Annotated in this window: 25 protein-coding genes; 12 read left to right on the plus strand and 13 right to left on the minus strand. The window is 58.4% G+C overall.

Annotated features, from left to right (window positions below):
* Positions 1–165: 165 nt before the first annotated feature.
* Positions 166–864, plus strand: coding sequence for a hypothetical protein (locus RF641_RS11015; protein ID WP_424573171.1), 699 nt, complete (start codon positions 166–168; stop codon positions 862–864).
* Between the two features lie 172 nt (positions 865–1,036).
* Here the strand turns inward: RF641_RS11015 and RF641_RS11020 are convergent, their stop codons facing one another.
* The 6 genes from RF641_RS11020 to RF641_RS11045 all read right to left on the minus strand — a co-directional run bounded on the left by RF641_RS11020 (position 1,037) and on the right by RF641_RS11045 (position 7,933).
* Positions 1,037–2,257, minus strand: a complete 1,221-nt coding sequence (locus tag RF641_RS11020; protein ID WP_047120443.1) for an acetyl-CoA C-acetyltransferase — start codon at positions 2,255–2,257, stop codon at positions 1,037–1,039.
* Entirely contained in the window at positions 2,257–3,072 is an 816-nt protein-coding gene (locus RF641_RS11025; RefSeq protein WP_424573172.1) for an SDR family oxidoreductase, read from the minus strand. The genes RF641_RS11020 and RF641_RS11025 overlap by 1 nt, the downstream gene beginning before the upstream one ends.
* A 133-nt stretch (positions 3,073–3,205) precedes the next feature.
* Positions 3,206–3,961, minus strand: a complete 756-nt coding sequence (locus RF641_RS11030) for an ABC transporter ATP-binding protein (protein WP_204676033.1) — start codon at positions 3,959–3,961, stop codon at positions 3,206–3,208.
* Between the two features lies 1 nt (position 3,962).
* The gene (locus RF641_RS11035) at positions 3,963–5,786 is read right to left on the minus strand and encodes an ABC transporter permease subunit (protein ID WP_424573173.1); all 1,824 of its coding nucleotides are present in this window, start codon (positions 5,784–5,786) and stop codon (positions 3,963–3,965) included.
* Position 5,787: 1 nt separating this feature from the next.
* Positions 5,788–6,645, minus strand: a complete 858-nt coding sequence (locus tag RF641_RS11040; RefSeq protein ID WP_047120447.1) for a branched-chain amino acid ABC transporter permease — start codon at positions 6,643–6,645, stop codon at positions 5,788–5,790.
* 76 nt (positions 6,646–6,721) lie between these two features.
* Complete coding sequence (locus RF641_RS11045) at positions 6,722–7,933, minus strand: ABC transporter substrate-binding protein (RefSeq protein WP_424573174.1); 1,212 nt, start codon at positions 7,931–7,933, stop codon at positions 6,722–6,724.
* Positions 7,934–8,066: 133 nt separating this feature from the next.
* On the opposite strand from RF641_RS11045, the gene RF641_RS11050 reads away from it, so the two are divergent.
* The 7 genes from RF641_RS11050 to RF641_RS11080 all read left to right on the plus strand — a co-directional run bounded on the left by RF641_RS11050 (position 8,067) and on the right by RF641_RS11080 (position 15,363).
* Complete coding sequence (locus RF641_RS11050; RefSeq protein ID WP_424573175.1) at positions 8,067–8,834, plus strand: SDR family NAD(P)-dependent oxidoreductase; 768 nt, start codon at positions 8,067–8,069, stop codon at positions 8,832–8,834.
* 106 nt (positions 8,835–8,940) lie between these two features.
* Entirely contained in the window at positions 8,941–9,384 is a 444-nt protein-coding gene (locus tag RF641_RS11055; protein ID WP_424573176.1) for an acyl-CoA thioesterase, read from the plus strand.
* A gap of 49 nt (positions 9,385–9,433) precedes the next feature.
* A complete protein-coding gene (locus tag RF641_RS11060) occupies positions 9,434–10,870 on the plus strand; it encodes an MFS transporter (RefSeq protein WP_424573177.1) in 1,437 nt (478 codons plus the stop codon).
* Between the two features lie 64 nt (positions 10,871–10,934).
* Positions 10,935–12,146, plus strand: a complete 1,212-nt coding sequence (locus RF641_RS11065; RefSeq protein ID WP_424573178.1) for an NADH:flavin oxidoreductase/NADH oxidase — start codon at positions 10,935–10,937, stop codon at positions 12,144–12,146.
* A 376-nt stretch (positions 12,147–12,522) separates the two neighbouring features.
* A complete protein-coding gene (locus tag RF641_RS11070; RefSeq protein WP_424573179.1) occupies positions 12,523–13,473 on the plus strand; it encodes an ABC transporter ATP-binding protein in 951 nt (316 codons plus the stop codon).
* The gene (locus tag RF641_RS11075) at positions 13,473–14,738 is read left to right on the plus strand and encodes a hypothetical protein (RefSeq protein WP_161449102.1); all 1,266 of its coding nucleotides are present in this window, start codon (positions 13,473–13,475) and stop codon (positions 14,736–14,738) included. The genes RF641_RS11070 and RF641_RS11075 overlap by 1 nt, the downstream gene beginning before the upstream one ends.
* Before the next feature lies 1 nt (position 14,739).
* Entirely contained in the window at positions 14,740–15,363 is a 624-nt protein-coding gene (locus RF641_RS11080) for a hypothetical protein (protein ID WP_161449100.1), read from the plus strand.
* Positions 15,364–15,479: 116 nt separating this feature from the next.
* Here the strand turns inward: RF641_RS11080 and RF641_RS11085 are convergent, their stop codons facing one another.
* On the minus strand, positions 15,480–16,061 hold the full coding sequence (locus RF641_RS11085; protein WP_161449098.1) for a recombinase family protein: 582 nt from the start codon (positions 16,059–16,061) through the stop codon (positions 15,480–15,482).
* A 200-nt stretch (positions 16,062–16,261) separates the two neighbouring features.
* Between RF641_RS11085 and cmtR the strand changes: the two genes are divergently transcribed.
* From cmtR to RF641_RS11105, 4 genes are all read left to right on the plus strand, one after another.
* Positions 16,262–16,630 (plus strand): Cd(II)/Pb(II)-sensing metalloregulatory transcriptional regulator CmtR, encoded by a 369-nt coding sequence (cmtR, locus tag RF641_RS11090; protein WP_161448516.1) that lies wholly within the window; start codon positions 16,262–16,264, stop codon positions 16,628–16,630.
* Positions 16,627–18,555, plus strand: a complete 1,929-nt coding sequence (locus RF641_RS11095; RefSeq protein ID WP_424573180.1) for a heavy metal translocating P-type ATPase — start codon at positions 16,627–16,629, stop codon at positions 18,553–18,555. Before cmtR ends, RF641_RS11095 begins: the two co-directional genes overlap by 4 nt.
* A gap of 91 nt (positions 18,556–18,646) precedes the next feature.
* Positions 18,647–19,336 carry a DsbA family protein gene (locus tag RF641_RS11100; protein ID WP_161448512.1) on the plus strand — a complete coding sequence of 230 codons (690 nt, stop codon included), beginning with the start codon at positions 18,647–18,649 and terminating at the stop codon, positions 19,334–19,336.
* Positions 19,337–19,607: 271 nt separating this feature from the next.
* Positions 19,608–20,015, plus strand: coding sequence for a four-helix bundle copper-binding protein (locus RF641_RS11105; RefSeq protein WP_161448510.1), 408 nt, complete (start codon positions 19,608–19,610; stop codon positions 20,013–20,015).
* A 135-nt stretch (positions 20,016–20,150) separates the two neighbouring features.
* Here the strand turns inward: RF641_RS11105 and RF641_RS11110 are convergent, their stop codons facing one another.
* The 6 genes from RF641_RS11110 to RF641_RS11135 all read right to left on the minus strand — a co-directional run bounded on the left by RF641_RS11110 (position 20,151) and on the right by RF641_RS11135 (position 26,487).
* Positions 20,151–20,384, minus strand: coding sequence for a hypothetical protein (locus tag RF641_RS11110; protein WP_161448508.1), 234 nt, complete (start codon positions 20,382–20,384; stop codon positions 20,151–20,153).
* Positions 20,385–20,431: 47 nt separating this feature from the next.
* Positions 20,432–21,115, minus strand: a complete 684-nt coding sequence (locus RF641_RS11115; protein ID WP_424573181.1) for a GNAT family N-acetyltransferase — start codon at positions 21,113–21,115, stop codon at positions 20,432–20,434.
* Positions 21,112–21,984: a F510_1955 family glycosylhydrolase gene (locus RF641_RS11120; protein ID WP_161448504.1), complete on the minus strand. Its 873-nt coding sequence runs from the start codon at positions 21,982–21,984 to the stop codon at positions 21,112–21,114. The genes RF641_RS11115 and RF641_RS11120 overlap by 4 nt, the downstream gene beginning before the upstream one ends.
* 129 nt (positions 21,985–22,113) lie before the next feature.
* Positions 22,114–22,719 carry a DUF305 domain-containing protein gene (locus RF641_RS11125; protein WP_424573182.1) on the minus strand — a complete coding sequence of 202 codons (606 nt, stop codon included), beginning with the start codon at positions 22,717–22,719 and terminating at the stop codon, positions 22,114–22,116.
* 1,425 nt (positions 22,720–24,144) lie between these two features.
* Positions 24,145–25,671 carry a multicopper oxidase family protein gene (locus tag RF641_RS11130; RefSeq protein WP_424573183.1) on the minus strand — a complete coding sequence of 509 codons (1,527 nt, stop codon included), beginning with the start codon at positions 25,669–25,671 and terminating at the stop codon, positions 24,145–24,147.
* 207 nt (positions 25,672–25,878) lie between these two features.
* Positions 25,879–26,487 carry a DUF305 domain-containing protein gene (locus tag RF641_RS11135; protein WP_424573184.1) on the minus strand — a complete coding sequence of 203 codons (609 nt, stop codon included), beginning with the start codon at positions 26,485–26,487 and terminating at the stop codon, positions 25,879–25,881.
* Positions 26,488–26,507 lie beyond the last annotated feature (20 nt).

Here is a 26,507-nt window from a genome sequence, read left to right on the forward strand (position 1 = left end):
CCCGGATGGAATGCCTCGGGCACCGCTTGACGCATTATCATCTTCAACGTCACCGAGTGGCACGTCGGCGATGAGTTTGGCGCTCCCTACGACGCGGAAGAGTCATGTCGGTATACAACTGCCGACGGAAATGTCTTCAACGAATCTATTCAATTCCCCGCCGATGTGAGCCACGTCGACGTTGCCGAGGCCATTGTCGATGCGATGCCTTCCCTGAAGCGAAGTGGCTTCGAAGAAACCGGAAACCGCGCCTACGTGGACTGGTCTTCACAACTCATGAGCCAGGTCAGCATACCTACGGATCTACCCATCGCCTACGGCGATTACGGGGACTTCGACGAAGCTTGGGGGTTGGATTCGGGAACAGACCGGTATTTCCCCAAACCACCAAAGTACACACCCGAACCGCAGCCGACATCGAAACGGGCAAAGAGCGATGAGTACTATGTACTCAAACTATGCAATGAAGTGCTAGGTTCTGGTTGCGAGCAGCAGAAAACATTCGATTGGCTTCTGGGACTGCCTTCGAAAAAGACCGGGCTCCGAGCGCCGCTCCCGGTCGATGGCTATTGGGAAGACAGGGGACTCGTGGTCGAGTACCACGAGAAACAGCACTCAGAAGCCGTCCCATTCTTCGACAACAAGGTCACCGCATCGGGGCACCTGCGCGGTGAACAGCGCAAGCTATATGACGCCCAAAAGGCGACAATGATTCCTGAGCAAGGATTGACGCTGCTCATCATTGACTACCGTGATTTCCAGAACGTCAAGAGGAAAATTGTTCGCAATTACGAAAAGGATCTACTTGTCGTGGCAAGAATGATCGAGGATGTATTACCGCAGCCCGTTGGCGATCAGCGTTAGCCGTATTCGCAAGAACCTTGAATTGCCATAGATTCAAAGCCACAAAACTTCAGCGTGACTTTGGATCACCACAAAAAGCAGGGCCGGGCTATTGCATGAAGACGGAACCGCGCATGCCTCGGGAATTTCCTCCCCAGACATGCGCGGTTCTGTCGGTTCTCGTGGATTGGTGTTAGTTCAAGCGCTCCAGCACCAGCGCCATGCCCTGGCCGCCGGCCACGCACATGGTTTCGACGGCGAACTGCTCGTCGCGTTCCTGCAGCGCGTGGATCGCGGTGGTGGTCATGCGGGCGCCGGTCATGCCAAACGGGTGACCCAAGGCGATCGCGCCGCCGTTGACGTTGACCTTGTTCGGGTCGATGCCGATGTCGTCGATGGACGGCAGCACCTGGGCGGCGAAGGCCTCGTTGAGCTCCATGATGTCCATGTCCTTGATCGACATCTTGGCGTTGGCCAGGGCGCGCTTGACTGCATCGACCGGCCCCAGACCCATCAGCTCGGGAGTCATCGCGGCCACGCCGGTGGACACAATGCGTGCCAGGGGCTTCAGGCCCAGTTCCTTGGCTTTGGTATCACTCATGATCACCAGTGCTGCGGCACCGTCGTTCAGCGGGCAGCAGTTCGCAGCGGTCACGGTCCCGTGTTCGCGGAATACCGGGGCCATGGTGGCGAGCTTCTCCAGCTTCACGCCGGCGCGCGGTCCGTCATCGGTGGACACTACGGTGCCGTCGCCCAGGGTGACCGGGGTGATGTCCTTTTCCCAGAATCCGCGAAGCCCTGCTGCTTCGGCGAGGTTCTGGCTGCGCACTGCCCATTCGTCCTGGGCTTCGCGGGAGACGCCGCGCAGCTGCGCGACATTCTCCGCGGTGTCCCCCATGGCGATGTATATGTCCGGCAGCTCGCCCTTGGCGCGAGGGTCGCTCCAGCGCGAGGAAGCATCCTCATTCAGCGCCTTCGTGCGGTCCATGGCCGCGAGGAAGGCAGGGTTCTTGGTGTCCGGCATGCCGTCGGACTTGCCCAGGCCGAAGCGCGATACGGTTTCCACGCCGGCCGAGATGAAGACGTCGCCTTCGCCGGCCTTGATGGCGTGGAAAGCCATGCGGGTGGTCTGCAGCGAGGACGAGCAGTAGCGGTGCACGGTGGTGCCTGGAACCGAGTCCAGGCCCAGCTGCATGGCGACCATGCGGGCGATGTTGTAGCCCTGCTCGCCGGCTGGCTGCGCGCAGCCCATCATCAGGTCGTTGATGGTGTTCGGGTCCAGTTCCGGCACCGCGCTGAGCGCTGCCTGCACCATCTGCGCGGCCAGGTCGTCGCCGCGCATTTCGCGCAGCGAGCCCTTGTAGGCTCGGCCGATCGGCGAACGCGCCGCTGAAACAATAACTGCCTCTGCCATTAGAGTGCTCCTTCTACTTCAAGTTCAAGTGGTTTCAGTTCATCGGCGTTCGGGGTGTGCGCCAGGAAGGCCGGCCATTCTCCGCCGCCGTCCACGTCCAGCACCGCGCCGGTAATGTGGGATGCCATATCCGAGGCGAGCATGACGCAGGCGGCGCCGATCTCGCTTGGCGCTGCGAGCTGTCCGCGCGGGATGGTTGCCGCAACGCGCTCGAAGCTTTCCTCGTCGCCGTAGTGGTCTACGGCGCCTTCGGTGGCCACCAGGCCGCAGCTGACTGCGTTCACGCGGATGTGCGGCGCCCACTCCACCGCGAGGCTTCCAGTCAGGCTTTCCAGCGCGGCCTTGGCCGCGCCGTACACCGCGGTGCCCGGGCTCGGACGACGGGCACTGATGGAGGTGATGTTCACGATGGAACCCTTCTCCGGCTGGCGCATCATCACCGGCAGCACAGCACTGGCGACGTGCGCGGCCGAGAGGAAGTTCAGTTCCGTGATCGCCTGCAGGTAGCGGGCCGAACCCTTTTCGAAACGCCCGAAAGGCGAACCACCGGCATTGTTGACGGCAACGTCAATGCGGCCGCGGCGGCTGTGCACGTCGGCAACCCAGTCCTGAACCTGCTCTGCGTTGCGCACATCCAGCTGGGTGAAGTGTACCGAAGGATGTTCGCTGATTCCGTCGGCCGCCGGGAGGCTGCGGCCGCAGATCTCCACGATTGCCCCGGCGTCGAGAAATGCCTGGGTGATTCCGGCACCGACTCCGCGGGCGCCGCCCGTAACGAGCACCACCCGATCCTTAAGGTCAATAACGACTGACATCGCTTTCCCACCTTTCTCCTTGCCGCGAGACAATGTGCGACAACCAAGCAAATGCTTGTTTTTATGTTGACATGATTATAGTTTTATCGCCAATTGGCACGACGGCTCAATGGGATTGAGTAGCAATTCTTATCTACTCCGACATCTGCTTCGCAGGCACTGATTCACTGGTGCCGAAGTACGCTTCTTGGAGTTGCTCAAGGGTCATTGACGAGGCCGGGCCAGCTAGGGATGTCCGACCCATATCAAGCACGGAAACTTCATCAGAAATCTCCAGCGATTCCTGAACGGCCTGCTCAACGAGCAGAATCCCGAGCCCTGTGGCTTTGAGCGAGTGCACGCGCTCCATGACTTCTTTCATGATGGCAGGAGCCAGGCCCTGACTCGGTTCGTCAAGGATGAGAAGTTTTGGCTTGGCCATTAAGGCTTGGCCGATGGCTAGCATCTGTTGCTGCCCACCAGACATGCTGGACGCTGGGAGGCTTCTCTTGTCGCCGAGGATCGGGAAGAACTCGTAGATCTCCTGAACGGCCTCCAGCAGCGCACGCTTCTTCGACTTCGTTGAAAAACCGCCAAGCAACAGGTTCTGTTCAATCGTCAGTTCGTGGAAGACCCTTTTACCTTCTTGAACATATGACATGCCCTGTGCAACACGTCGATGAGCAACGGTCTCACCCAACTTCTTTCCAAGGTACCGGACCTCACCGCCGTAAGTTCGGTTCAGTCCCGTTATTGCTCGCAGGGTAGTAGTTTTTCCGGCACCGTTGCGTCCCAGGAGGACCGTGATCTGGCCACTGCGAACGGTCAAGGAAACATCACGCACGACTTTCAGGTCGCCGTAGCCAGTCTGCAGGTGTTCGACTTCGAGCAGGATATTCTCTTCAGTCATTTCATGCTCCTACCAAGCTAGTTCCATCAGAGTCCGAAACAATGCCCAGGTACTCTTCCATGACCCGCGGGTTCTTCTCAATCTCGGCAGGTGCGCCGTGAGCCATCACCGAGCCTTGGGCAAGAACGTAAATAACATCCGCTAGCCTCAGTACTAACTGGAAGTTGTGCTCGACGATGACAACGGTCAAGCCTGCCTCGCGAAGCCGCAGAATGAGATCAGCAAGGACATCAAGCTCGTCTTCATCCAGCCCCGAGGCAACCTCGTCCAACAAGATAACCTTGGGCGAGCCAATCAAACTACGGGCAACTTCCAACAACCGACGGTTGCCGAGCGGGAGCGAATCGGCATCAGCATTGAGCTGCGATCCGAGACCCACGAGGTTAAGCACACGTTGCGCTTCGGAACGATCCTCACGGCGAATACGGCGGAATTTTGGAGTGCGAAGGACTGCTTGAAGGATCGAAGCCCTCTGGGTCGAGTACCTGCCAGATTCGACCGTTTCAATGACGCTCAGATTCTTCGGGATATTGGGCGTCTGGAAAGTTCTCGAAACGCCGGATCGAGCGACCTTATAGGAAGGCAGTCCCTGGATCTGCAAATCGTCCAGCGCGATAACGCCTTCATCTGTTTCGTAGTATCCAGAAATCATATTCAGCAGTGTGGTTTTGCCAGAACCGTTCGGACCAATAATCGCTGTAACGGCTCCGGGCTTTGCCTCGAGACTGACCTGAGACAACGCCTTGTTACCACCAAATGCCTTTGAGACCGTTTGCACAGACAAATTTGCACCTTGCAGCACTTCCACATCCGCAACGGCATTCTCCGCAGAGTTTCCCTTTGAACGTCCGACCTGCTCGGCTGCCTTGTAGTCCAGCTTGCGGACAATCTTCTGCGCCACACCGGCGATTCCTCCGCTAAAGAGGACTCCGCCAAAGAGCAGGAATCCACCAGTGATAATCAGCCCATATTCTTGGAAGTTGGTTGCTTGGTTCAACCCGAATTGGAGAACCCCAGCGCCCACCAAGGCACCGTATACACTGGCCGAGCCTCCGAATACGGACGCGGCCAGAACGGTCATGGCCACGGTGAAGGTAAAGGCTTCTGGGGAAATGAACATGTCAAGATTGGCAAAGAGAACGCCGGCCAAGCCTGCCGGAATTGCACCCAGTGCGTAGGCAGAAAGTTTCATACGGAACACAGAAATGCCTACAGATGAAGCAAGCACGGGGCTTTGCTTGAGCACTTGAAATGCGGTTCCGTGCCGGGAAACCACAACGTTGCGCGTGAAAGCAAACCATAGAATCGCTATTACGACAACGAGAATGTAGTACTGATTCTCCGTTACCGGCTCCCCGAAAAGCGTGGGAATGGCGATTCCCGTCAGTCCATTGCGTCCACCGGTCGACTCCTTGAAAATCGAGAGGACGTCCGGAATCAGAAGGATCAGGAAGAATGATGTCATGGCCAAGGACCAGCCGCCGAGTCGCAGGCCCGGAATTCCCGAAACCAGTCCAACGACTAACGCAGCCAGGGCTCCGGCAAGAAGCTGGGCCCAGATTTCGGTGATTCCAGCCTTACTAATAAGGCCAGCCGTGTAGGCACCCGCCGCGTACATTGCGATATGCCCCATCGCCAATTCCCCGGCATAGCCCAAGTTGAGGTTCAGCCCCGAGACAATGAGAGCCAGCAACAAAGTGAGGATGACCTGTCGGGTCATTCCATAGTTCAGACCCAGGGAGGGCAATAGCAACAGCACGATTCCGAGAAGGAGCGGCAACGCCCATGTCGGCAGTGCCCGGATTTTCAGCCAAAGTGCTAACACGTCATACCGTCCGTTCTTTTTGCCGGCTAAACAGCCCCGAAGGCTTCGCCATTAGAATCACGACCAAGATCAGGAATACGCTCAGGTTCGCAAAGTCAGCACCGATGTATCGGCTGGCGAGCGCTTCTGTGAGTCCTACGATCAGTCCGCCAGCGAGAGTGCCGGTCAACGATCCAAAACCACCGATGGCAAGTACCACGAATCCTTTGAGTGCCAGTGACGCACCCAGCGTTGCTACCGCATAAGTTTTCGGGCCGACAAAGAGTCCCAGAAATCCTGCCAGAACACCAGTGAAGGCAAAAGCCAGGAATGCGAAACGTCGAACATCCACACCGCGCAACTGCGCAGCTTCACGGTCTTCGCTCATCCCCATAAGGGCAATGCCGATCAGGCTGTGCTTGGAGAACTGGTTCAGGCCGATGACCAGGAGAATCACCACTGCAACCAGCACAAGTTCTACGGGGTAAACGTTGCCGCCAAACAAGCTGATGACCTGATCACCAGCAAAGAAGGGAACTCGGTAGGGCTCTCCGCCCCAAATCAGCTGCGCGACTCCCTGCAGAATAATCGAAGCACCCAAAGTGGTCACCAGCAGATTATGCATGTCCTTCACAGGACGAATCGCAATCCGCTCTTCAAGGGCCGCTATAAGTCCAACAATGATGGCCGCCATGATGCCAACCAACCACCATGGCAGCTGCATGACTACGATGCCCACATAGGTGATGAAGGCACCGAGCATCATGAGAGAAGCTTGAGCAAAGTTGAATGTTTTCTGCGAAATAAAAACAATGTTGTATCCGATGGCAACCAGTGCATAGACGGCACCAATCGCCATACCCGACCAAATGATTGTCATGAGCGCTCCTGTTCTAAAACCGGATCAGGCAGGGGCCACGCCATTTTTGCAGCGTGGCCCCTGACGATTTGAATCGTTACTGGAACTGGCCGTTGACCATTTTTGACGGGGAGATAAAGATCAGATGTTCTGGTTCCATATGCGGGGCGTGGGATTCGCTCGTAAATGCGTACTTGGGAAGAATCTGCGTTTGCGCGGCTTCTTGGACTTTGCTATCCAAAAGTGCTTCGGCGATGTTTTTGGCCTCAAGGGAGTTCGAGGACTCCGCAGCCGACTTCAGCAGCCACATCGCATCGTAGTTGTAAGCAAGAATAAGCGAGGAGCCAATGGTGCCCGTCTCGGCCATCAGCTTTACCGCCGCGTTGAGCTTTTCGTTCTTTGGATCGAATTTGGTGCTCTCAAAGACCTGCATTGTCAGGTTTTTGACCTGGGACGTACCTAGGACTCCTGCGGGTGGGTCCGTGGCTACCAAGCTAGTGGCAGCTACCGAGTTGTTGCCAATTACTGGAACATCCCAGCCAAGCTTTTCAATTCCCTGCAGCACATATGCCAGTGGCGCACCATAGGAGTCAAGGACCAGCGCGTCAGGATTACTGCTCTTGAGCTTTTCCAGTTGGGGCGTCATGTCCAGGGCCGCATTGTCATAGCCCTCGTTACCCGTGACCTTCAGCCCCGAAGAGGTGAACGTTTGTTCGGTAAGTTTGCCGAACAGCTCGCCTGTCGCACTGGAGCCATGAAGAACAGCAACTTTTTCATACTTTTTGCTCTGGATTTCCGGGACAAAACCATCGATATAGTCCTGCACACTCGGTGAGAGATCAAAGTTGAGCGGGTTGACCGATGGATCTGTCGACGTTTCGGTTGGCCCGATGTTAAACGAGAGAATCTGCTTCTGCGTTAGAACCGGCAAGATTGCCTCCGCTACCGTTGACGGACCGGAGTTCATGACTGCAACGGGCTTTTCGCCTTCAGCAAGCTTCTCACGCAATTTTGTCACAGCCACGGTAGGGTCAGCGCGATCATCGATGACTTCGATCTCAAGCTTCTTGCCCAAGATTCCGCCGGCTTCGTTCACAGCTGCAACGGATGCTTCCGCGGCTGTTACCGAAGTCGCCGCGTTGTTCGCAAGAATGCCTTCAGCGCCAAGGCCTCCCAGAACCAGCACCTTCAGCGTACCGTCACCGTCGCCTGCACCGTCGGCAGAAGATGCCGAATTGGCGCAGCCAGTGAGCGCCAAACCCAGCACTGCCATGGATGCAACCAACGATTTTGCCTTGCCAAAACGCATAGCGCTCTCCTTACATAACAATCAGATAATCAACAACCTAACGCTTGCTACATAGAGCATAAGGCCTAGCGACACAGATACCAAGCATTCGCTTGCTTGGAACTATTCATCCAAAGCTGGTAGCTTGCACGGCATGACAAGAAAAGCTGCCGCCGGCACCAGGCAATCGGGAATTTCACTCGTCACGGGAGGCTCCGGAGGAATCGGTACGGCGATTGTCCGCCGCCTGATTAGGGGAGGAAAAAAGGTTGCATTCACCTTCCAGCACTCTGACCCGTCTGCACTCGTGGAACAGATGGGAAACAAGGCGACGGCGCACCGTGTCGACCTCCTAGATCCGCAGGCTTGCAGGAATCTGGCCGAAGACCTCATTGCACAGCACGGTGCAATTGAAAACTTCATCCACGCCGCAGGACCGCACGTCCCAATGGTGCACCTTTCGAAAGTCTCCCCCGAGAATTTCGCCGAACAAGTCAACGCTGATCTCGTTGGATTCTTCAACATCACTCATGCGGTACTCCCTTCCCTCCGAGCCGCATCTGGATCGATCACCGCTGTAACTTCGGCAGCCACTACTCGCTACCCCAAAAGAGATGGCCTGTCGGCGATTCCCAAAGGCGGGGTCGAGTCCATGATTCGCGCATTAGCTGCCGAAGAAGGCCGCTACGGTGTACGAGCAAACTCGGTTGCTCCGGGCATGCTGAGTGACGGGATGGCCGCGCGGCTTATCGATACTGGCGAACTGGATAGCAACGCCCTGCAGGTCACCATGGATAACATCCCCTTGAGAAAATTTGGCACTGCGGCAGATATCGCCGAGGCTGTCGCCTTCCTAGTTTCAGAAAAGGCAAATTTTATATCCGGCCAGAAGCTGAACGTGGACGGCGGATATAGCGTCTAGGATCGGTTCTTCCCGTTCACTCGGATCCGGCAAACTCCACCGAGCAAATGCTGGGTAATGTTTGCTTGCGCTCCATACAAATCGAATTCAGGAGGGACTTCCAGCTATGTCGCTCAATTTTGATACCGAACTTTCCACACCGGTCCACGAACATACCCAACGATTGAGCTACGCGGACACGGACCCCGCCGGAATCCTCTACTACGCCACCTGGTTCCCTCGCATGGAAGCGCTGCAGACCGAGTGGCTGCTGCTGAACGGATTCCGCCAGGACACCTTGCTGGAACGCTTCGGCTGGTGGACCGTCTCACGGGCCACCCACTGCGACTACCTGCAAGCGGCGCGGCTCTTCGAGGAAATCACCATCGAGCTGCGGGTCGGTGAAATCGGGAATTGCTCGGTCCGCTTCGACTTCCAGATGTGGAGGCGCAGCGACCAGACCTTGGTTGCGACCGCCTCCAATTGGCTGGTGACCGTCAGCCCCGAACAGAAAGCCATCCGCCTGCCGGAAGTCTTCCGCACCTTCCTTGAATCCGGCGCCGCCCAATGACTTCCATTGTCGTTGCCAGCCCAACCGCCGGCGAGCGCCGGTTGCTGCCATGAGCGCTACCCACAGCCTCGAAACCGGCGAGCCCCAGGCCAAGTGGGCCGCCGCCCGGTGGCCCACTGTCCTCCTGCTTGCCGTCAGCGGCATGCTCTCCTCTATGCAGTTCACGCTGATCGTCCCCTCGCTGCCCAGCTTCTCCGAAGACCTCGGGGTCTCGGCGGAGGATGCTTCGTGGCTGGTGACGATTACCCTGCTCGCCGGGGCCGTGGGCACCCCAGTGCTCTCGCGCATGGCGGACATGTACGGCAGGCGGCGCCTGCTGCTGGCCGCCTTGGGACTGCTGGTGGCCGGTTCGCTGACGGCCGCGGTGGGGCCGGGCTTCGGCTGGGTGCTGGCGGGCCGTGCCCTGCAGGGCTGCGCCTCCTCCATTGTTCCCATCGGCATCAGCCTGCTGCGCGACATCATGCCGGCGGGCCGTGCCGGTACCGCGATCGCCGTCATGAGCGCCACCGTCGGACTGGGGTCGGCCACCGGGCTGTTGCTCTCCGGGATCCTTGGCAGCAGCGCCCTGGGCACCTCGGGGATCTTCGTATTCTCCGCCGCCGGAGGGCTTCTGGCCATGGCCGGCGCACTGGCATTGGTCCGCGATGCCGGATCCTATCCGGGCGGCCGGTTCGACATGCTCGGTGCGCTGGGATTGTCGGTGGTGCTGGGCAGCGTTCTGTTTGTCCTCTCGAAGTCCGGCTGGTGGGGCACGCATCCGCTGCCGCTTGCGGTGATTTCAGGCCTCGGGATCCTGGCAGCCTGCCTGTGGATTCCGCAGCAGCTGCGCAGCGCCCGCCCGGTCGTCGATCTGCGCACCGCCTTCCGCCGTCCGGTGCTGCTGACCAACATCGCCACCTTCTTCGCCACCGCCGGAATGTTCGCCAACCACCTGCTGACCGCCCACGAGGTGCAGGCCCCGGCGGGCCTCGGCTCCGGGCTGGGCCTCAGCCCGGTGGACGCCGGGCTGGTCATGATCCCGGCATCGCTGACCATGGCCGGGCTTTCACCGGTGGCCGGCATGCTGCTCAACCGCATCGACGGCCGCAAGGTGCTGGCCTTGGGCGCGCTGGTCATGTCGCTGTCCTTCGTCTTCCGCCTGTTCACGCACGGCTCGCTCACCGCCATCGTGGTTGGCACGGCGCTGGTGGGCGTGGGCACGGCCCTGAGTTTCGCGGCCATGCCCGCACTGGTCATGGGGTACAGCCCGGCGCAGGATGCCGCGGCGGCGAACGGCATCAACTCGCTGATCCGCACCTTCTCCGGGGCCGCCGCCAGCGCCCTGTTCGCCGTCCTGCTCTCCGGCTTCGCGGTGTCCGCCGGAGGGTCGCAGTTCCTGACCCAGGCCGGCCTGGCGCTTGCCTTCGCAGCCGTCGCCGCAAGCTGCCTGTTCGCCTCGGTGCTGGCCCTGCTGCTTCCTTCGTCGCGGGACACCGCACGGCGCTGAGCTGGCGGTTCCGGGAAATGGGACTGGCGGCCCGGGCCGCCCGGCTGCTCGGTAGAGTGCTGGCATGACTATTGACGCGCGCACAGCAAACCCCGAGGAGCGGGCGCTCTTCACGCCCCTGACCATCCGCGGCACCACGCTGTCGTTGCGGGCCGGGGTCTCGCCCATGTGCATGTACGCGGCTGTCGACGGCTTCGTCAGCGACTTCCATCTGGCCCATCTGGGGCGCTTCGCCCTGGGCGGCGCGGGGCTGGTCATCGTCGAGGCGACGGCCATCGAGCCGCGCGGCCGCATCTCCCATTTCGACCTGGGCCTGTGGGACGACGCCCACGTGGAGGGCATGGCCCGCATCGCCAACCTTCTGGACGCCCACGGTTCGGTCCCCGGCATCCAACTGAGCCATGCAGGCCGCCGCGCTTCGGTGCGCGAGCCGTGGCATGCCGGCGCCCCGCTGGATGAGACGGACGCCCAGGCGGGCAACCCGCCGTGGCAGACCGTCGGCCCCTCGGCCTTGCCCGCCGGCCCGAACTGGCCGGTGCCGCACGAGCCGAGCGAGGCGGAGATCGCCGAGTCGGTGGCCCAGTGGGCATCCGCAGCGCGCCGCGCCGCCGAGGCGGGCTTCCGCTACATCGAGCTGCATGGCGCCCACGGCTACCTGCTGCATTCCTTCCTCTCCCCCATTTCCAACACCCGCACCGACGGCTACGGCGGGGACACCGCCGGGCGCATGCGCTACCCGCTGGAGGTCATCCGCGCCATCCGCGAGGTGATCGGCGACGAGATCATCCTGGCCTACCGGGTGTCCTCGGTGGACGGCGTGTTGGACGGCGGCTTGGGCATCGAGGACATCGTCGAATTCTCCCGGCATGCGAACGCCGCCGGCGTGGACGTCATCGACACCTCTTCCGGGGGCATCACCACCGACCGCTCCAGCGACACCCGCGTGCGCCGCGGCTTCGGCTTCCATGCGGACTTCGCCCGGGCCATCAAGGCGGAAACCGACGTGGTCGTGGCCTGCGTGGGCTTCATCGTGGATCCGGAGCAGGCCAGCCGGATGATCGAAGACCAGGACGCGGACATCGTGCTGCTGGGACGCGAGATGCTGGACAACCCGAACTGGGTGCACCATGCCCGGCGCGCGCTGGCATCCGATGAGTTCGACCACTGGGACCAGCGCTTCGGCAGCGCCCTGGGCCCGCGTTTGTCTACTCTGCAGCGGCTGGCGGAGTCCGGGGAAACCCCGCTGACGCGCTTCGAGCAGTACAGCGGTGCCTAGCGAAACTCGGCTAATACTTGTGATGCTCCTGGAAAACCAGGAGCATCACCTGCTTAATACGAATGCCTGTCGTTGAGTGTCTCTGATGAACCTATATGGTGGGCATGACCCGTGGCCCGCGTGCTCACGTGGGCACCGTCTGTGTGCATGACGTGCAGGGCCTCATCAGAGAAGAACCCTCCTGGTGGTGGAATCCCCTCTCCTTCGTGACTGATATGAAAACCGCTGAAAAGCTCACAGAAGATCCCAGCCGCCGACGGCCCCCTCTATAGCTGCCGCGAAGAAAGTTTTGTTTGGTGGAAGCGAGAAATGCAACGGGACAAGCTCGGTTGATTTCCGACTTGTGCATAATTACGAAAACTTGACAGATGTTCGTGTGAAGAACGTAAACATCATTGGTAAAAATCACTCGTACCACGGTACGACTTGTGATAATGGTACTAGGACGACAGAGTACTACTCGGAAATCGCTCTGCGTGGACTAAGCAAGGCTGTGCAGCGCCTGAGCAACTTAGACCCTGACCCACTGCTGATTGGCAATTTGAAGTTGACACCGGTTCAAGACCAAACATCGATACTGAGCGCTGAAGCGCTTAGCGCTAGACGAGGGCGGCGCCTGATTTACGATGGTCTTGATACATCGTTCGGCCCAGGAATTACTGCAATCCTTGGGCCGAACGGTGCTGGTAAAACCACCTTGTTTGAAAGCCTGCTCGAACCAACGAGTTTGCACGCCGGTAGCGTCGCGCTCAATGGCGAGACAATCAATACCCCAAGCCAGCTTCGCCAGTACTATTCCCGCATTGGGTATATGCCGCAAAACTGGCAATATTTTCCCGACTTTACAGTTCGTGAAATGATCGAATACGGTGCCTGGCTCAAAGGCGTACCGTCGAAAAGCCTAAGTCACCTCGCAGAACAAGCTATTGAATGGGTTGACCTTACGAGTTCAGCCGACACCAGAATTAGGAAGCTATCTGGCGGTTCCCGCCAACGTGTAGGTTTGGCCGAAGCGTTCGTCCACAACCCCGACGTCGTTCTGTTGGATGAACCTACTGTGGGATTGGACCCCGCGCAGAGGGCCCTGTTCCGCAAATTCCTAAAATCTCGTTCCGAGAACCGAGCAATTGTCCTCAGCACTCACTTGACAGACGACGTGGTGGCGATCGCCGACCGGGTCTGCGTAGTAAACCACGGAAGAATTCTGTTTAATGGGACGCCAACGGAACTTTCTGAAAAATCAACGGATTCTTCTAGCGCGGTGTCTGCAGTGGAATCGGGATACCTAACCGTGATTTCTGCAAGCGACGAAGGACATCAACACTAGTGCGGCACTTTTACCTGTTCATGAGGCAGAGCTTCGCCCTTTTTGGTGGGCTTTTAGTGTTCATCGTCAGTTTCTCCCTACCGCTGATGACCTTAACACCTGGGCTGAAACTGTGGCCGGATTTGGTCAACGGGCTCTCGGTGGCGTCGGTGTACAACGGAGTCGTAGTTTCGGGTATTGCAGCCTATGAGGCGGCGAAGTGGCGAACTAGCAACCGGGATCGTGTTCGCTTATCTTCAAAATCGCCGCTGGCCATCCAAGCCCAGCATCTATGTGCCATCGTGATGGCCCAGCTAGTCGGCTTCGTTCTAGCCGTGGTCGCACTGACCATTTACGCACAAATCAACGGATTCTACGGTTCCCCTTCAATCCCCTGGCTTGGAGCCATCGCGGCAGCACTCGTGGTCTCAGCGGTCTTCGGGTACGTTATAGGTTTCGTCCTAGGTACAGCATGGTTCGTGCCCCCGCTGGTTGCCGTCGGGTATTTCGTCACTTATATGATGGTGCGCGCCTCGGCACTTCCCAACGGGGTCAAAGCGATGTACCCGTCGATCACTGAAAATGATCATGTCTTCGTCAAACACCTGAATTCACCGATGTATGGGCAAATTTTGCTGTGGATTGGGCTATCGTTGCTGCTGCTATTGATCATTACACGGAGCACCGGGGCCGGATCTCGAGTCCAGCCGTCAATGATGTCGTTGGGAGGTCTTGCAATAGCTATGGCGATTGGTGGCGCCGGAACCCTCGTGGTCTCGAACGGTCAATACACTACCGGTTTCAATTCACGCGATTTCGCCTGTGAAGGGCAGCAAGTCGTCATTTGCCTCAACAAGGGATACCAAGCAGCCTACGAACCACTCAGCGAAGCCATCGACTACATGAACCTACGAGTGGCTGGAACCCCCGTAGAAGCTAGGCTCCTTGAGCAAAATGTTGAAGGATACGGGGACGAACCGTCCCCCAACGCACGAAGCATCTATCTCGAACAGCTGGATACACCTAACGACATCAGTTTCGTCGTGGAGCGTTATCTGCAAGCTTATGGCTCTCCCAACTGCATGTTTTCTACCGGTTCCGAGGCGACCGTAAACCTGTTCGTCAACAGCTGGCTATCTGAATCCCATTTCTACGATGAAGCCATTGCCAACGATGCCCGCTACCAATCCCTGTTGGCGCTAGACGCCAAAGAGGGAGCTGAATGGTTCAAGAAAAACTATGCGAAATATGCTTCATGTGACCTGAAATTCAAGGATTTACCATAGCGTGGGATTCTTCTTATTCACCCGGACCCGGCACTGGATCCAATGCTTAGGGATCACCGTTCTCAGCGGACTTTTGATCGTGTTATGCGGTCCTGTGAGCTACGAGCTCAACCCCCAAGGTGGCTATCTCATCGCAATTGCTGCTCAGATTCCGCTCATCCCTGCCATCGCCATTCAATCGTCGGCTAATGCCGGGCTTGGAGAACGTGAACGCTACGCCGTCCGCTCCACGCGCAAACTCAGGCTGCTACACCTCATCACGCTAGCAGGCGCGGCTCTCCTGCTCTTGGGAATTGCATCAAGATGGCTGGAAGCACCCGAATCGATCATGTCCAACGGCTACGCTGATCTGGGCCCGCTGGCAATCGGCCGAAATCTCATAGCGCTACTAGGCGCGGCATTGATCGGGGCGTCCATTTTCGGGCAGGCCTTCGGATGGATCATTCCATTGGCCTGGGCAATTCTTCCTTATTTGGTCCTGCCGGACCCACGCGACGACGATTTAGGACTACTCACGCTCATTATGCAGGGTGAAGAAGCCTTTTTACCGCTTATTTTTGCCATGGGAATTTGCGCTCTAGGTGTCTTGCTGGCAATAAACAACGTTGGCAGTCGCAGATCTTGACGACCAAGGCGATGTATAGCCGGCCGTGAAACAACAGCTGTGTATACCCCATTCTTCGGAAATTTCGGTCAGATGGTATGGCACGGTAGCGGAGTAAAGAAGACCGTTGTCGTGCCCTAGACTTCCTGCTTGTTGATCCGCCGGTAGAGGGTCGCCCGAGACATCCCCATGTCTTTAACGACTTGGGTTGCTGGTTCGCCGGCCTGGAGGAGTTTCGCTGCGGCGCGGATTTGGGATTCGGTGAAGGTGGGGCGCCGGCCGCCCAGGTCCCCGCCGGTGGTACGGCGTTTGGTCACCGAGTCGGTGATGCGTTCACGTTTGATCTCCAACTCCATTTGGGCCAGTGCTGCCATGACGGTAAAGACCATGGTGCCCATGGGTGTTTTGGTGTCTACGTCGCCGCCGCCGAGGTTCAGCACTCGCAGTCCGATATTGCGTTCGCGTAGATCTTCGGCCAGTTCGAGCATTTTCTGGGTGGAACGCCCGAGTCGATCCAGGGTAGTGATGACGAGGGTGTCATCCGGATGCAGCGCGTGAAGGGCTTTATCCAACCCCGGGCGCTTGGCGAGTGCTCCGGATTGGCCATGGTCGATATAGAGGTCATCGCGCCGGACACCGGCCGCCAGAAGATCTTGGATTTGCCGGTCGGCATCTTGGGCTTTGGTTGATACGCGGGCGTAGCCGATCAGTTTGTGCATTCGCCCTTCAGGAAGTGTCTCGCAACTAATGGTGTTGACATGATTTTACGGCATTGGTTGCGACACATAGTTGCGAGAATTTTGAACCGTTGAGTTTCCGCGGATTTTTCAGCAGGGGAGTGGTATCCGTTGAGACGTCTTGCAACTCTTCGTTAACGATACTCAACCAATAGTTCATTGATTGCTGTATAGTTCACTACATGATGACCATTGATACTAGGATTGATGCGATGAACCGGCTGGGCCGGGCTATGGCCGATCCCACCCGCTCCAAAATTCTCCTGTCCTTGCTCAATGCTCCGGGGTATCCCGCTGAGCTGGCCAGTGATCTGGGGATTTCACGCACCAACGTTTCGAACCACCTGACCTGCCTGCGTGGATGCGGCATTATCGTCGCAGAACCAGAAGGACGTAAAACCCGATATGAGATCGCCGATCCACACCTGAGTGCAGCGCTACTGGCTTTGGTGAACGTGACTCTAGCGGTGGACGAGCAGGTACCCTGCATTGACTCCGCCTGCACTGTGCCAGGGTGCTGCGCCACTTCCACCACGGAGAACGCATCATGAGTTCAGCATGCGGTTGCGAAGAGACCACTTCGACAGGCATTGAAGAGAACGAGGTCGAACGTCCCTGGCGGCGTGATCCAGCAATTCTTATCCCTTTAGCCTCCGGTGTCTTTTTCCTTGCAGGGCTGATTATTGAGTGGAGCAGTGCAGAGGCAAGCGGCGCGCATACAGTCGCGCTCGTCTTATTCTGGGTTGGCCTGTTGCTGGGGGCTTCGACTTTTGTTCCAGGAGCACTTCGAAGGCTTTTCACCCAGGGCAAGCTGGGCATTGCGCTGCTGATGACTATCAGTGCCACCGGAGCGGTCATCCTTGGCTATGTGGAAGAAGCCGCCGCCTTGGCATTCCTGTATTCCATCGCCGAAGCCTTGGAAGACAAAGCCATGGACCGGGCCCGTACCGGGTTGCGCGCATTACTCAAGCTTGTTCCCGAAACAGCTACGGTCTTGCGTCAGCAGCATGCAGTGGAAGTGCCCGCTAACGAAATCCGTGCTGGCGAAATCCTTCGGGTTCGTCCCGGTGAGCGGATTGCTACCGACGGCGTGGTGTCTGCCGGCAGCAGTAGCCTTGATACTTCGGCCATCACCGGTGAATCAATTCCTGTGGAAGTCACCACGGGTGATCAGGTGGCAGCAGGAGCCATCAACACCTCCAGCGCGTTGGAAGTGACCGCCACGGCGGCAGGGTCTGATAACTCGTTGACAACCTTGGTTTCCCTGGTCGAGCAGGCCCAGAATGATCGTGGTCAACGAGCGCGTCTGGCGGACCGCATCGCCCGGCCACTCGTCCCGGGGGTCATGATTCTTGCCGTCCTGGTCGGTATCCTCGGCTCCATTTTCGGCGACCCGGAAACATGGATCACCCGCGCATTGGTCGTACTTGTCGCCGCGTCTCCCTGTGCCTTGGCCATTGCGGTGCCTGTGACTGTTGTTTCAGCGATTGGTGCGGCTAGCAAATTCGGTGTCATCATCAAAAGCGGTGCAGCTTTCGAACAACTCGGCACGCTGCGCCGCGTGGCCTTGGATAAAACCGGAACGCTCACCCGCAATGAACCAACCGTCACCTCCATACACACACTAGGCGACGTCTCGAAGGCGGAAGTCCTGGCCCTGGCCGCAGCCTTGGAAGAACACAGCACACATCCCCTCGCGCGCGCCATCACCCACGCCGCAACCAACATTCCTCCGGCATTGAACATCACCGAGGAACCAGGCCATGGAGTGAAAGGGTGGGTCGATGGCGCGGAAATCGCTGTGGGCAGCCCCCGCTGGATCACCCCTGGGCCACTGGCTCAGGCAGTGGAAACCATGGAGAACCAGGGACAGACGTGCGTATTGGTGACCCGAAATTCCCGCATCATCGGTGCTATCGGTGTTCGCGATGAACTGCGCCCCGAAGCAAAGGAAGCCATCGAGCAGCTCCAAGCCCAAGGTGTGGACGTGGCCATGCTGACCGGCGATAACCAGCGCACCGCCCAAGCATTGGCGGAGCTGGCCGGGATTACCGAGGTTCATGCGCAGCTGCGACCTGAAGACAAGGCCGCATTGATCGCTGAATCGGTCAATCAACGGCCCACGGGAATGATCGGCGATGGCATCAATGACGCGCCCGCCCTGGCCACCGCAACCGTGGGCATCGCTATGGGCGCCAGCGGATCGGATGCCGCCATAGAGTCCGCCGAAGTCGCCTTCACCGGCCACGATCTCAGGCTCATCCCGCAAGCGTTAGGCCATGCGCGGCGCGGACGAAACATCATGAACCAGAACATCGTCCTGTCCTTGGCGATTATTGCGGTGCTTTTGCCCCTGGCGATCACCGGAACCCTCGGGTTAGCAGCTGTGGTGTTGGTACATGAAGTCGCCGAAGTCGTGGTCATTGGCAACGGGCTACGTGCTGCACGAGCTAAACGCACCGAGCACAACAACTAAAAGCGCGCTTGAGCCGGCAATAAGTTTGAACAGAACCAACAAAGGAAGTTGAGCAGTGAATACCACCGCAACCAACAAAGGAAGTTGAGCAGTGAATACCACCGCACGGAAACGAATCAAACCTACAACGATCGTCTGGATCGTGATTACCGTTTTGGTTCTTGGAGCCCTGACCGGGATCTTGATCGCCAAGAATTCCGCCCAGAATAAAACGGGCCTCGCCGCCGCACCGGGGCCAGAGGCAGTTCAAGGTCAAGTAGTCCGCCCTAACAGCCACGTATTATCCAAAGCACCGGAAGAGAAAGCAGTACTGGTCGAATTCCTGGACTTCGAGTGCGAAGCCTGCGGCTCCATATATCCCTTCGTTGAAGAACTCAGAAAAGAATACGGGCAGAACGTCACCTTCGTTCAACGCTACTTCCCACTCCCAGGGCACCGTAACTCAATGAACGCTGCGGTCGCGGTCGAGGCCGCAGCGGAGCAGGGCAAGTATGAGCAGATGTATCAAAAAATGTTTGACACCCAAAAACAATGGGGCGAATCGCAAGATGACTACAGCGAACTATTCCGTGACTATGCCAAAGAGTTGGGATTAGATATGAAGGCCTACGACGCATCCATCGCCGACCCGGCAACTCAACAACGCGTTTCTCAAGATCTTACCGACGGGAAAGCGCTAGGCATCACCGGCACCCCAACGTTCTTCCTCGACGGTCAACTACTGCAAATCCAGACGGCGGAACAGTTCGAGGCTGCGATTAAATCAGCGATCTCGAAGTAAGTTTTATGGATGATGCCGACCTCAGCAAATACTTATTTGCCGAGGTCGGCATCGAATGCTGCGAACACAGCGACACTTATTTCCGATATTCACCCCTGGCGTCGTCGGTTGTTACGACGACGCGTCGGATTTCTCGGATAGGCCGGTCTAGCATCACCGGGATTCTACTAAGTTCCTCAAAGGGGTGTTCTGCACGTTCCCGAGCAATTAGTCTGCAGAAGGGTGGTGTGGAGTTGCCGGGCCGCCCTCCTGGAATGGAAGGAGAAGGACCATGACACATGTGACTGCAATGATTAAAGCCCATTCGAAGGATCTGGCTGGGGTTGATCACGACAAGTTAGCCGCTTGCATCGAAGCATGTTTTGAGTGCGCGCAAGTGTGTACTGCCTGCGCTGATGCATGCTTAGGCGAGCAGATGGTAGAGAAGCTGACGACCTGCATTCGAACGGACTTGGATTGCGCGGATGTCTGTGCCGCGACGGGAAATGTTCTTTCCCGTCTTGCCAACTCGAACACCGCTGTTCTCCGTTCGATGCTCGAAACATGCCAGAAGGTTTGCCAGGTCTGCGCCGAGGAATGCGACCAGCACGCTCAAATGCATGAACATTGCCGGATCTGCGCGGAAGCATGTCGCCGGTGTGCGCAAGCCTGCGCTGAATTGCTGGCTTCCTTGGTTTAGACACGCACCAACTCTTGATGAGGATCTCCTGCGCCAACAAGATAAGTGGGTAGGTCATGTACCTGGTCGTTGATACCCACTTACGCCAGCGAGCCTTGCTGGTCCGGGACCTTGGAAGCTCCAGAACGATACCGTTCACTGGATTTTAAATCGGCAGACAGCACCAAAGCTAAAAGTAGTGATCGACTGGCTTTTAGCCTCTGTGCTGGACTTCGCTTCTAACGGCTTGTGGTTGGTCACTTCCATATCGTTCAATCGCTGGACCACCGGGTAAACGGCCATAGGTGAAGCACGAGCCAGCGACTCCTTGGTGGAGGATTCTGAAAGGACATGGTGCCCATGATCAAGGCCGTAATGGCTAGAGATCATGGGCACTACCCCGTCGCCGACAGAAGGAAGGCCTCACCCAGGGCTGGCTAGTGCAGGTATCGGTGATAGGTATGGGTTAGCGTTCCATCCTTGGAGAACCGTTGTTTGACGCGCCTCCATCCGAGTTGCTCGTAGAATTTTCCCGCGCCATCTTCCCCGGCCGTCGTGGCGAGTTCAGCCAAAGGGGCCTGCGCTGCTGCGGCACGCTTAAGGAATTCATCCACAAGGAGCCGTCCAAACCCTTCCCTGCGCATTGTTGGAAGCACCACCAGCGAGGTGATGACAGCAGGTGATACATCCGAACCGCTGCTGGAGGAAATTGGATTGGTCGTCGTCCGTCCGAGGAGACGACGTGCGTAGGGGCGGGCACGAGTGTACAGAAAGTGAAGCAGAACCCGTGGCCGGATAGCCAGCGCCGCGAGTCCCGAGAAGAGCAGTACCCACTTCTGATTGGCAAGAACGTCAGAGACATGGCGGATCTGATTGGTGGAGCCAATCAAGAAACCTGCGTATTGCCCCTCGTTCGTCACCGCTACAAGGGCAACCCCGTGCTGCTCGGTAAGAAATGTCTTCATCCAACGCCGCACGAAGCGTTTTCCCAAGTGGGGAAATAGGCCGTCGGGAAGGTATTGGATCATATCCGACGCCATTCGGTTAAGATCCTGCTCTGTGGCACCCCTAATGACCGAAAGTGAACCGGTGTCGGAATCCCTAGGGGTCATCGAGCTCATTTGGTTCCTTTGCTGAAAGTTGCTCCAGTGTCTGCGGAGTATTCGATGCCAGTATCGGTGGCTACCCAGATCTTCAGTTGTCCTGTGTCCTCCGCGGCGGCAATCGCTGCAGGCTGTCCGGTAACACCGCCTCCGGTCTCCTGCCAGGTAAGTCCCCCGTCGCGGCTGAGCTGCACCGTCCCATCAGGTGTCACCCCCACGACGGCGGACTTGCTGGCAAAAGTGGTCAGCAACAAAAGCGGGGCACCCTGGGGCAGCACCCAGGTATTTCCACCATCTCCGGAGCGGCGGACCCCTTGTTCCGTGGTGGCCAGCACGACTTGGGACTGTGAGGTCCCGGCAAGGTTGTAAGGCTGAAAGCCAGAATCAAAGGTGTTCCATGACTCTCTGTCATCCGTCCGCCAGAATGCGCCGTCGTACCCGATGATGCTCTGGCCAGAGACGGCCAAGGCGTGAAAATCGGAAGCACCCTGCAAGGAGAGCGGCTTCCATGTTTCCCCTCCATCGGTAGAGCGGATCAATCCTGCAGGGTCAGGTAGCCCGGTTTCTGGCGAGGGGTGCCCGGAAGCGTAATAATTGCCATTTTGATCGGCGGCGAAGCCCATGAGATCAATGGTGGGTCCGATCTTCTTTGGTGTGTCCGTGGTGACATCGAAGAGCCCTTCATGGGTGGCCAGAAGGATGCGTCCGGTGTCCGGGTCGACGCTCATGCCGTGGATATGGCTGAGAGCGGCGACACCAGTAGTTTCTTGGGTGACAGGTTCCTGCGCCGGAGGTTGCGTACATCCGGCGAGCAGGACAATACAGAGAGTAACTGCGGTCAGGACTGCAGGTTTTTTGGCGCGCGAAAAAGCGGTCTGGGAAAGCATAGTAGTTCCTTGGATCAAGCAAGAGATTTGGTCAGATGGAGTCTGAGAGCCGGTTCCTCAAGCGGAACTGGTTCACTCTTGCCGGACACGGGGAGAATCCCCGCGCCCGGCGGCTGTGGCCTATGCCCTCTAGAGCTCAGCCAGCAGGGACTGCATCTTCTGGATCTCTGCGCCCTGGCTGGCGACCACGGTCCTTGCTAGGTCGACGGCCTCAGGATTGGAGCCATTGGCGACTTCCTCCTCCGCCATCTTGATAGCCCCCTCGTGATGGGCGATCATTTGGTTCAGGAATAACCGGGAAGCTTCGGCACCTTGCGCGGACTCAAGAGTGGAGAGATCCTCCGGGGTCATCATCCCGTCCATCTCATGGCCCCCGGACATTTTCGTAGGCTCACCCCACGCCTGCAACCAGTCAGTCATTTTCTTGATTTCCGGTCCCTGGGCTGCCTTGATGTCCTGGGCAAGCTGGATGACCTGAGGATCAAGATTCTCCTTGGCCAGCATGATATCGCTCATCTGTACGGCCTGCTCATGGTGGGGCGTCATCATCTGCGCAAACATGGCATCGGCACTATTGTGAGCGGCTGCAGCATCTGTGGTCGTCGGTGACATGCTGCCATGATCCATACCGGACATGGTGCTTTCAGGCTCAGAGTCGCCGGAGTCCGTGGAGCATCCGGACAAGACGAGCGCTGCTGCAAGAGCAGTTGCCGAAATAGCGGTCAGGTGTTTCATGTGTGTATTCCTTCAAAGGGTTCTCAAACGGAGTATCAGTCAATATCCGGTTAAACCCGCACACGAGCGTGCGCACGCATAGCCGGAGCTCTTCCCTGAAGCGGGAAAGGCTGCCGGCATTTTTAAGTGCGACTGATAGAGAGTTCGATGAGTGAAGGAGTCCACTGCAACCGCAGTTCTGGAAGACGCAAGGCCGGCGGGGCTCGCAACCCCTTGCCCGGGATGATGAACCAGCGTTTGGGTAGGAACCACAAGACGGAGACGACAACAACCATCAGCATGCACATGACGGCCATGAGGTGATGCTCGCCATTGCACGGCCCGGAACAGGCACCATCTGCATGGCCATCGGCCCCACCGGGAGCTGGCATCATAGTAGGGCTGTGGTCGTGGGAGACGGCGAGTTGCGCAGAGGCCGCGCCATGCCCTGCAGTATCTAGCCCCTGGTGCGATACTCCCATGACATGCATTGCCAGGATTCCGAGAATGATTCCGGCTAGACCCAGAAATACAACAATGGGGCGGCGGACCACGTGACCGTCCAGCTTCGGAACAAGCAGACGCGGGAAAAGACGAGGCGTCATGTTCCGAGCCATCGCATCCTGCCTTCCCTGCTGAAGTTCTTCATTTTAAGAGTACCCGCACCCAAAGTGAATGCGTTCTCTATCCGTTACCCTTCGCAATGACGCCGCTAACCGATGTGCCGGAACCCGTGCTCTAGACAGCAGGTAACTCTGACTGGTTTAGGGGTAGGTGCTTCTTTTGCATCCGTGTTTGACTCTAACTGCGTCGTGATGGAATGGTATTTGGGTGGACTTACTTTGAGGAAACTGAGTGAGTTCTCAGGTCACGCATCGCCCTACCCAGGTGTTGCGCTGGCTAGTTGTCTGGGGTACCTCAAGATGCCAGGCAATAGCATCCGGGATTCTCCCTCAGAATTTCCAGGTGTGCCGGAAAACTCTCAACGTGTTGCGTTGGGAGTTTTCTTATAGGTTCAAGTGAGCATGCCGTGCACATGCATTCGCTTTTGTGCAAACGTCGTTTCCCATTGTGTGGGGCTAGGTAGTGCTACACCATTTCAAACCTCTTAATCAAACACAGTGGCCACCGGACTGACGCAAACACTTGCGAGAGCCGCGACATTTAACTCTGCGATTCACACCGCGGTGCACGAAACCGGAGGAGAAGTGTCTCGCGAACGATCGTTACCGGACGCCGCACGGGCTTAGCATCGGATATTTGACGAATTCACGCCTAAACGCGCAATCCTGTTCCCGTACTACTCATACCCCAACCTGTGGTGGTTTTCCGCCGAATCGCTGCCCGACCGGGGCCCTGCTGGACTGGCCTGCGATTCGGCGGAAAATTCCCTGCTGGTGTTAGAACTGCTTGGGACAGGGCGCCATGCCGCTGCGGCGGCCGGTTCTACTTGAGGTAGGAGAAGACGCCCATCATGCCGCGTTCGGCGTGGTATGCGTTGTGGCAGTGTGTGAGCCATTGGCCGGGGTTGTCGGCGTCGAACTGGACGGTGACGGTTTCCCGGGGGCGGACGATGACGGTGTCCTTGCGTGCGCCGGTGGTTCTGATTTGGAAGGTGTGGCCGTGGATGTGCATCGGGTGCCACATCTCGGTGTCGTTGACGAATTTCACCTCCACCCGTTCGCCGGCCTGGATGTCAAAGGCGTTCTCGAATGGTTTGGCCATGTCGAAGCGGTGGCCGTTGATGCCCCAATCGTAGTTCTCCATCCCGCCGGTCAGCCGCAGCTCGTGGACCCGGTCAGGTGTCTTGGCCGTCAGGTTCACCGAGGGGTCGGCGGTGAGTTGGCCGCCGTCGAGGACCTTGCCCGTCAAGGTCTTAGGGAGGTCGACCCTCGCCGGGGCGGTCCCGGATCCGGTGGAGAGAACTCCGTAGGCCATTTGGGCCTTGCCCTCGGCCAGTGCCAGCACGGGGGTGTAGCCGTCGCGGACGGTCAGGATCGCGTCGATGCGTTCGCCCATGCCCAAGACGATGGCATCGGCCTCGGTGTGCTCGACGGGGAATCCGTCGGTGTGGGTCACGGTGAGTTTCTGGTTCGGGACCCCGACACGGTAGGCGGTGTCGCCCGCGGCGTTGATGATGCGCAGGCGGATTCTTTCACCCGGCTTGGCCGTGAAGGTCTCCGGCTTTTCGGCGGTGGTTCCGTTGAACAGATGCATCGGGTAGGCCGCATCCCCGGCGTCGCCGCCCAGGACGTCGCTGGTGGCACCCATGAGCATGTGGCCCATGACCATGGGGTCGGCGGTGTCACCGTGGTCCATGCCGCCCATGTCTCCCATGCCGCCGGACAGTTCCTTCAAGACGTCATCCGGGGTCCCGGTGATACCGTCCATCCAGTCATCCAGGACGATCACCCATTCCTTGTCGTACGTCAACGGTTCCTGGGGATCCTCGATGATCAGGGCTCCATAGAGGGCCCGTTCTCGTTGCATCTCCACGTGCGAGTGGTACCAATAGGTGCCCGGGTGCGGCAACTTGAAATCATAGGCAAAATTCGTGCCGGCACCGATGCCCTCCTGCGTGAGGCCCGGCACGCCGTCGGCATCGTTGCGCATGGCAAGCCCGTGCCAGTGGATGCTGGTGGATTCGGTGAGCTTGTTGGCGACGGTGACATTGAGCTGGTCGCCGACGGTGCCGCGCAGGGTGGGGGCGACGAGGGAACCGTTGTATCCCCACGTGGCGATGTCCCTCCCGGCCCGGGTGGTGGTCAAGGGCCCCGGGGTGAGTGTTTGGCTGACGGTTTTGCCGGTGCTGGCCCGCCGGGCTTCGTAGGTGGCGATGATCGGGTCGGTGGGCAGAATGCGAGCGGCCCCTACCTTGGCGGGGGGCGTGGGGGTACAGGCGGCCAGGGCAGCCACTGCGGTCGTGGCGACGGAGAGCCCGAGGAACGAACGGCGGTTGAGTTGGTGGGACATGAATGAATCCTTCAAGAATGTATGTTCAGACGAGGAACGAACGGGGAGATGCGGTAGCGACCGAGCGCTGGCACAGGGGTATCGTCCGGGCACAGCAAAGAGGCATGCGGGAACAAGCCCGGTCGTACCCGGCAGGGAAGAAGAGGTGCAGGTGGTGGTTCCGAAACATCTCGGAACCACCACAGCAAAAGGCAATGCCGAGGGCTGCTAGAGGGTGGCGAGCAGGTCCTGCATCTCCTTGATCTCGGATTCCTGGGAAGAGACGATGTCCTTGGCCAGGGCCACCGCGTCGGCGTTCTTGCCGTCGGTGACCTCTGTATCGGCCATCTTCACGGCCCCTTCGTGGTGGGCGATCATCTGGGTCAGGAACAGCTTGCTCAACTCGGTGCCCTGTGCGGCCGTGAGCTTGTCCAGGTCTGACTCGGTCATCATGCCGTCCATGCCGTGGCTTCCGGACGTGGCCGTCGGTTCGCCCCATCCGGTGAGCCAAGCGGTCATCTTTTGGATTTCCGGGGCCTGCGCGGCCTTGATCTCCTGGGACAATGTCTCGATCTTGGGATCGAGGCCGGTCTTGGCCAGCATGATCTCACTCATCTCCACCGCCTGCTCGTGGTGGGGAATCATCATCTGGGCGAACATCGTGTCGGCGGAATTGTGCTCCCCGCCGGTGACCGCCGTTGTCTGGCTGGTGGTCGCCGAGGCGCTGTGGTCCATGCCGGGCATGTCTTCACCGGTCCCGGTGGAGCAACCGGTCAGGGCAATGACGGCGGCGACGGCGGTGGCTGAAAGGGCTAGAAATTTCTTCAAGGGGATCATTCCTTCACTACAGGGGTTTC

The sequence above is a fragment of the Arthrobacter sp. 'calajunan' genome (assembly GCF_046940185.1).
Classification (GTDB): Bacteria; Actinomycetota; Actinomycetes; order Actinomycetales; family Micrococcaceae; genus Glutamicibacter; species Glutamicibacter soli.

Coding starts and splice junctions, on each gene's coding strand:
- RF641_RS11020 (WP_047120443.1), bottom strand. CDS start 2,257: ATGGCAGAGGCAGTTATTGTTTCAGCGGCGCGTTCGCCGATCGGCCGA.
- RF641_RS11025 (WP_424573172.1), bottom strand. CDS start 3,072: ATGTCAGTCGTTATTGACCTTAAGGATCGGGTGGTGCTCGTTACGGGC.
- RF641_RS11030 (WP_204676033.1), bottom strand. CDS start 3,961: ATGACTGAAGAGAATATCCTGCTCGAAGTCGAACACCTGCAGACTGGC.
- RF641_RS11040 (WP_047120447.1), bottom strand. CDS start 6,645: ATGACAATCATTTGGTCGGGTATGGCGATTGGTGCCGTCTATGCACTG.
- RF641_RS11045 (WP_424573174.1), bottom strand. CDS start 7,933: ATGCGTTTTGGCAAGGCAAAATCGTTGGTTGCATCCATGGCAGTGCTG.
- RF641_RS11050 (WP_424573175.1), top strand. CDS start 8,067: ATGACAAGAAAAGCTGCCGCCGGCACCAGGCAATCGGGAATTTCACTC.
- RF641_RS11055 (WP_424573176.1), top strand. CDS start 8,941: ATGTCGCTCAATTTTGATACCGAACTTTCCACACCGGTCCACGAACAT.
- RF641_RS11060 (WP_424573177.1), top strand. CDS start 9,434: ATGAGCGCTACCCACAGCCTCGAAACCGGCGAGCCCCAGGCCAAGTGG.
- RF641_RS11065 (WP_424573178.1), top strand. CDS start 10,935: ATGACTATTGACGCGCGCACAGCAAACCCCGAGGAGCGGGCGCTCTTC.
- RF641_RS11085 (WP_161449098.1), bottom strand. CDS start 16,061: ATGCACAAACTGATCGGCTACGCCCGCGTATCAACCAAAGCCCAAGAT.
- cmtR (WP_161448516.1), top strand. CDS start 16,262: ATGATGACCATTGATACTAGGATTGATGCGATGAACCGGCTGGGCCGG.
- RF641_RS11095 (WP_424573180.1), top strand. CDS start 16,627: ATGAGTTCAGCATGCGGTTGCGAAGAGACCACTTCGACAGGCATTGAA.
- RF641_RS11105 (WP_161448510.1), top strand. CDS start 19,608: ATGACACATGTGACTGCAATGATTAAAGCCCATTCGAAGGATCTGGCT.
- RF641_RS11110 (WP_161448508.1), bottom strand. CDS start 20,384: ATGATCTCTAGCCATTACGGCCTTGATCATGGGCACCATGTCCTTTCA.
- RF641_RS11115 (WP_424573181.1), bottom strand. CDS start 21,115: ATGAGCTCGATGACCCCTAGGGATTCCGACACCGGTTCACTTTCGGTC.
- RF641_RS11120 (WP_161448504.1), bottom strand. CDS start 21,984: ATGCTTTCCCAGACCGCTTTTTCGCGCGCCAAAAAACCTGCAGTCCTG.
- RF641_RS11125 (WP_424573182.1), bottom strand. CDS start 22,719: ATGAAACACCTGACCGCTATTTCGGCAACTGCTCTTGCAGCAGCGCTC.
- RF641_RS11130 (WP_424573183.1), bottom strand. CDS start 25,671: ATGTCCCACCAACTCAACCGCCGTTCGTTCCTCGGGCTCTCCGTCGCC.
- RF641_RS11135 (WP_424573184.1), bottom strand. CDS start 26,487: ATGATCCCCTTGAAGAAATTTCTAGCCCTTTCAGCCACCGCCGTCGCC.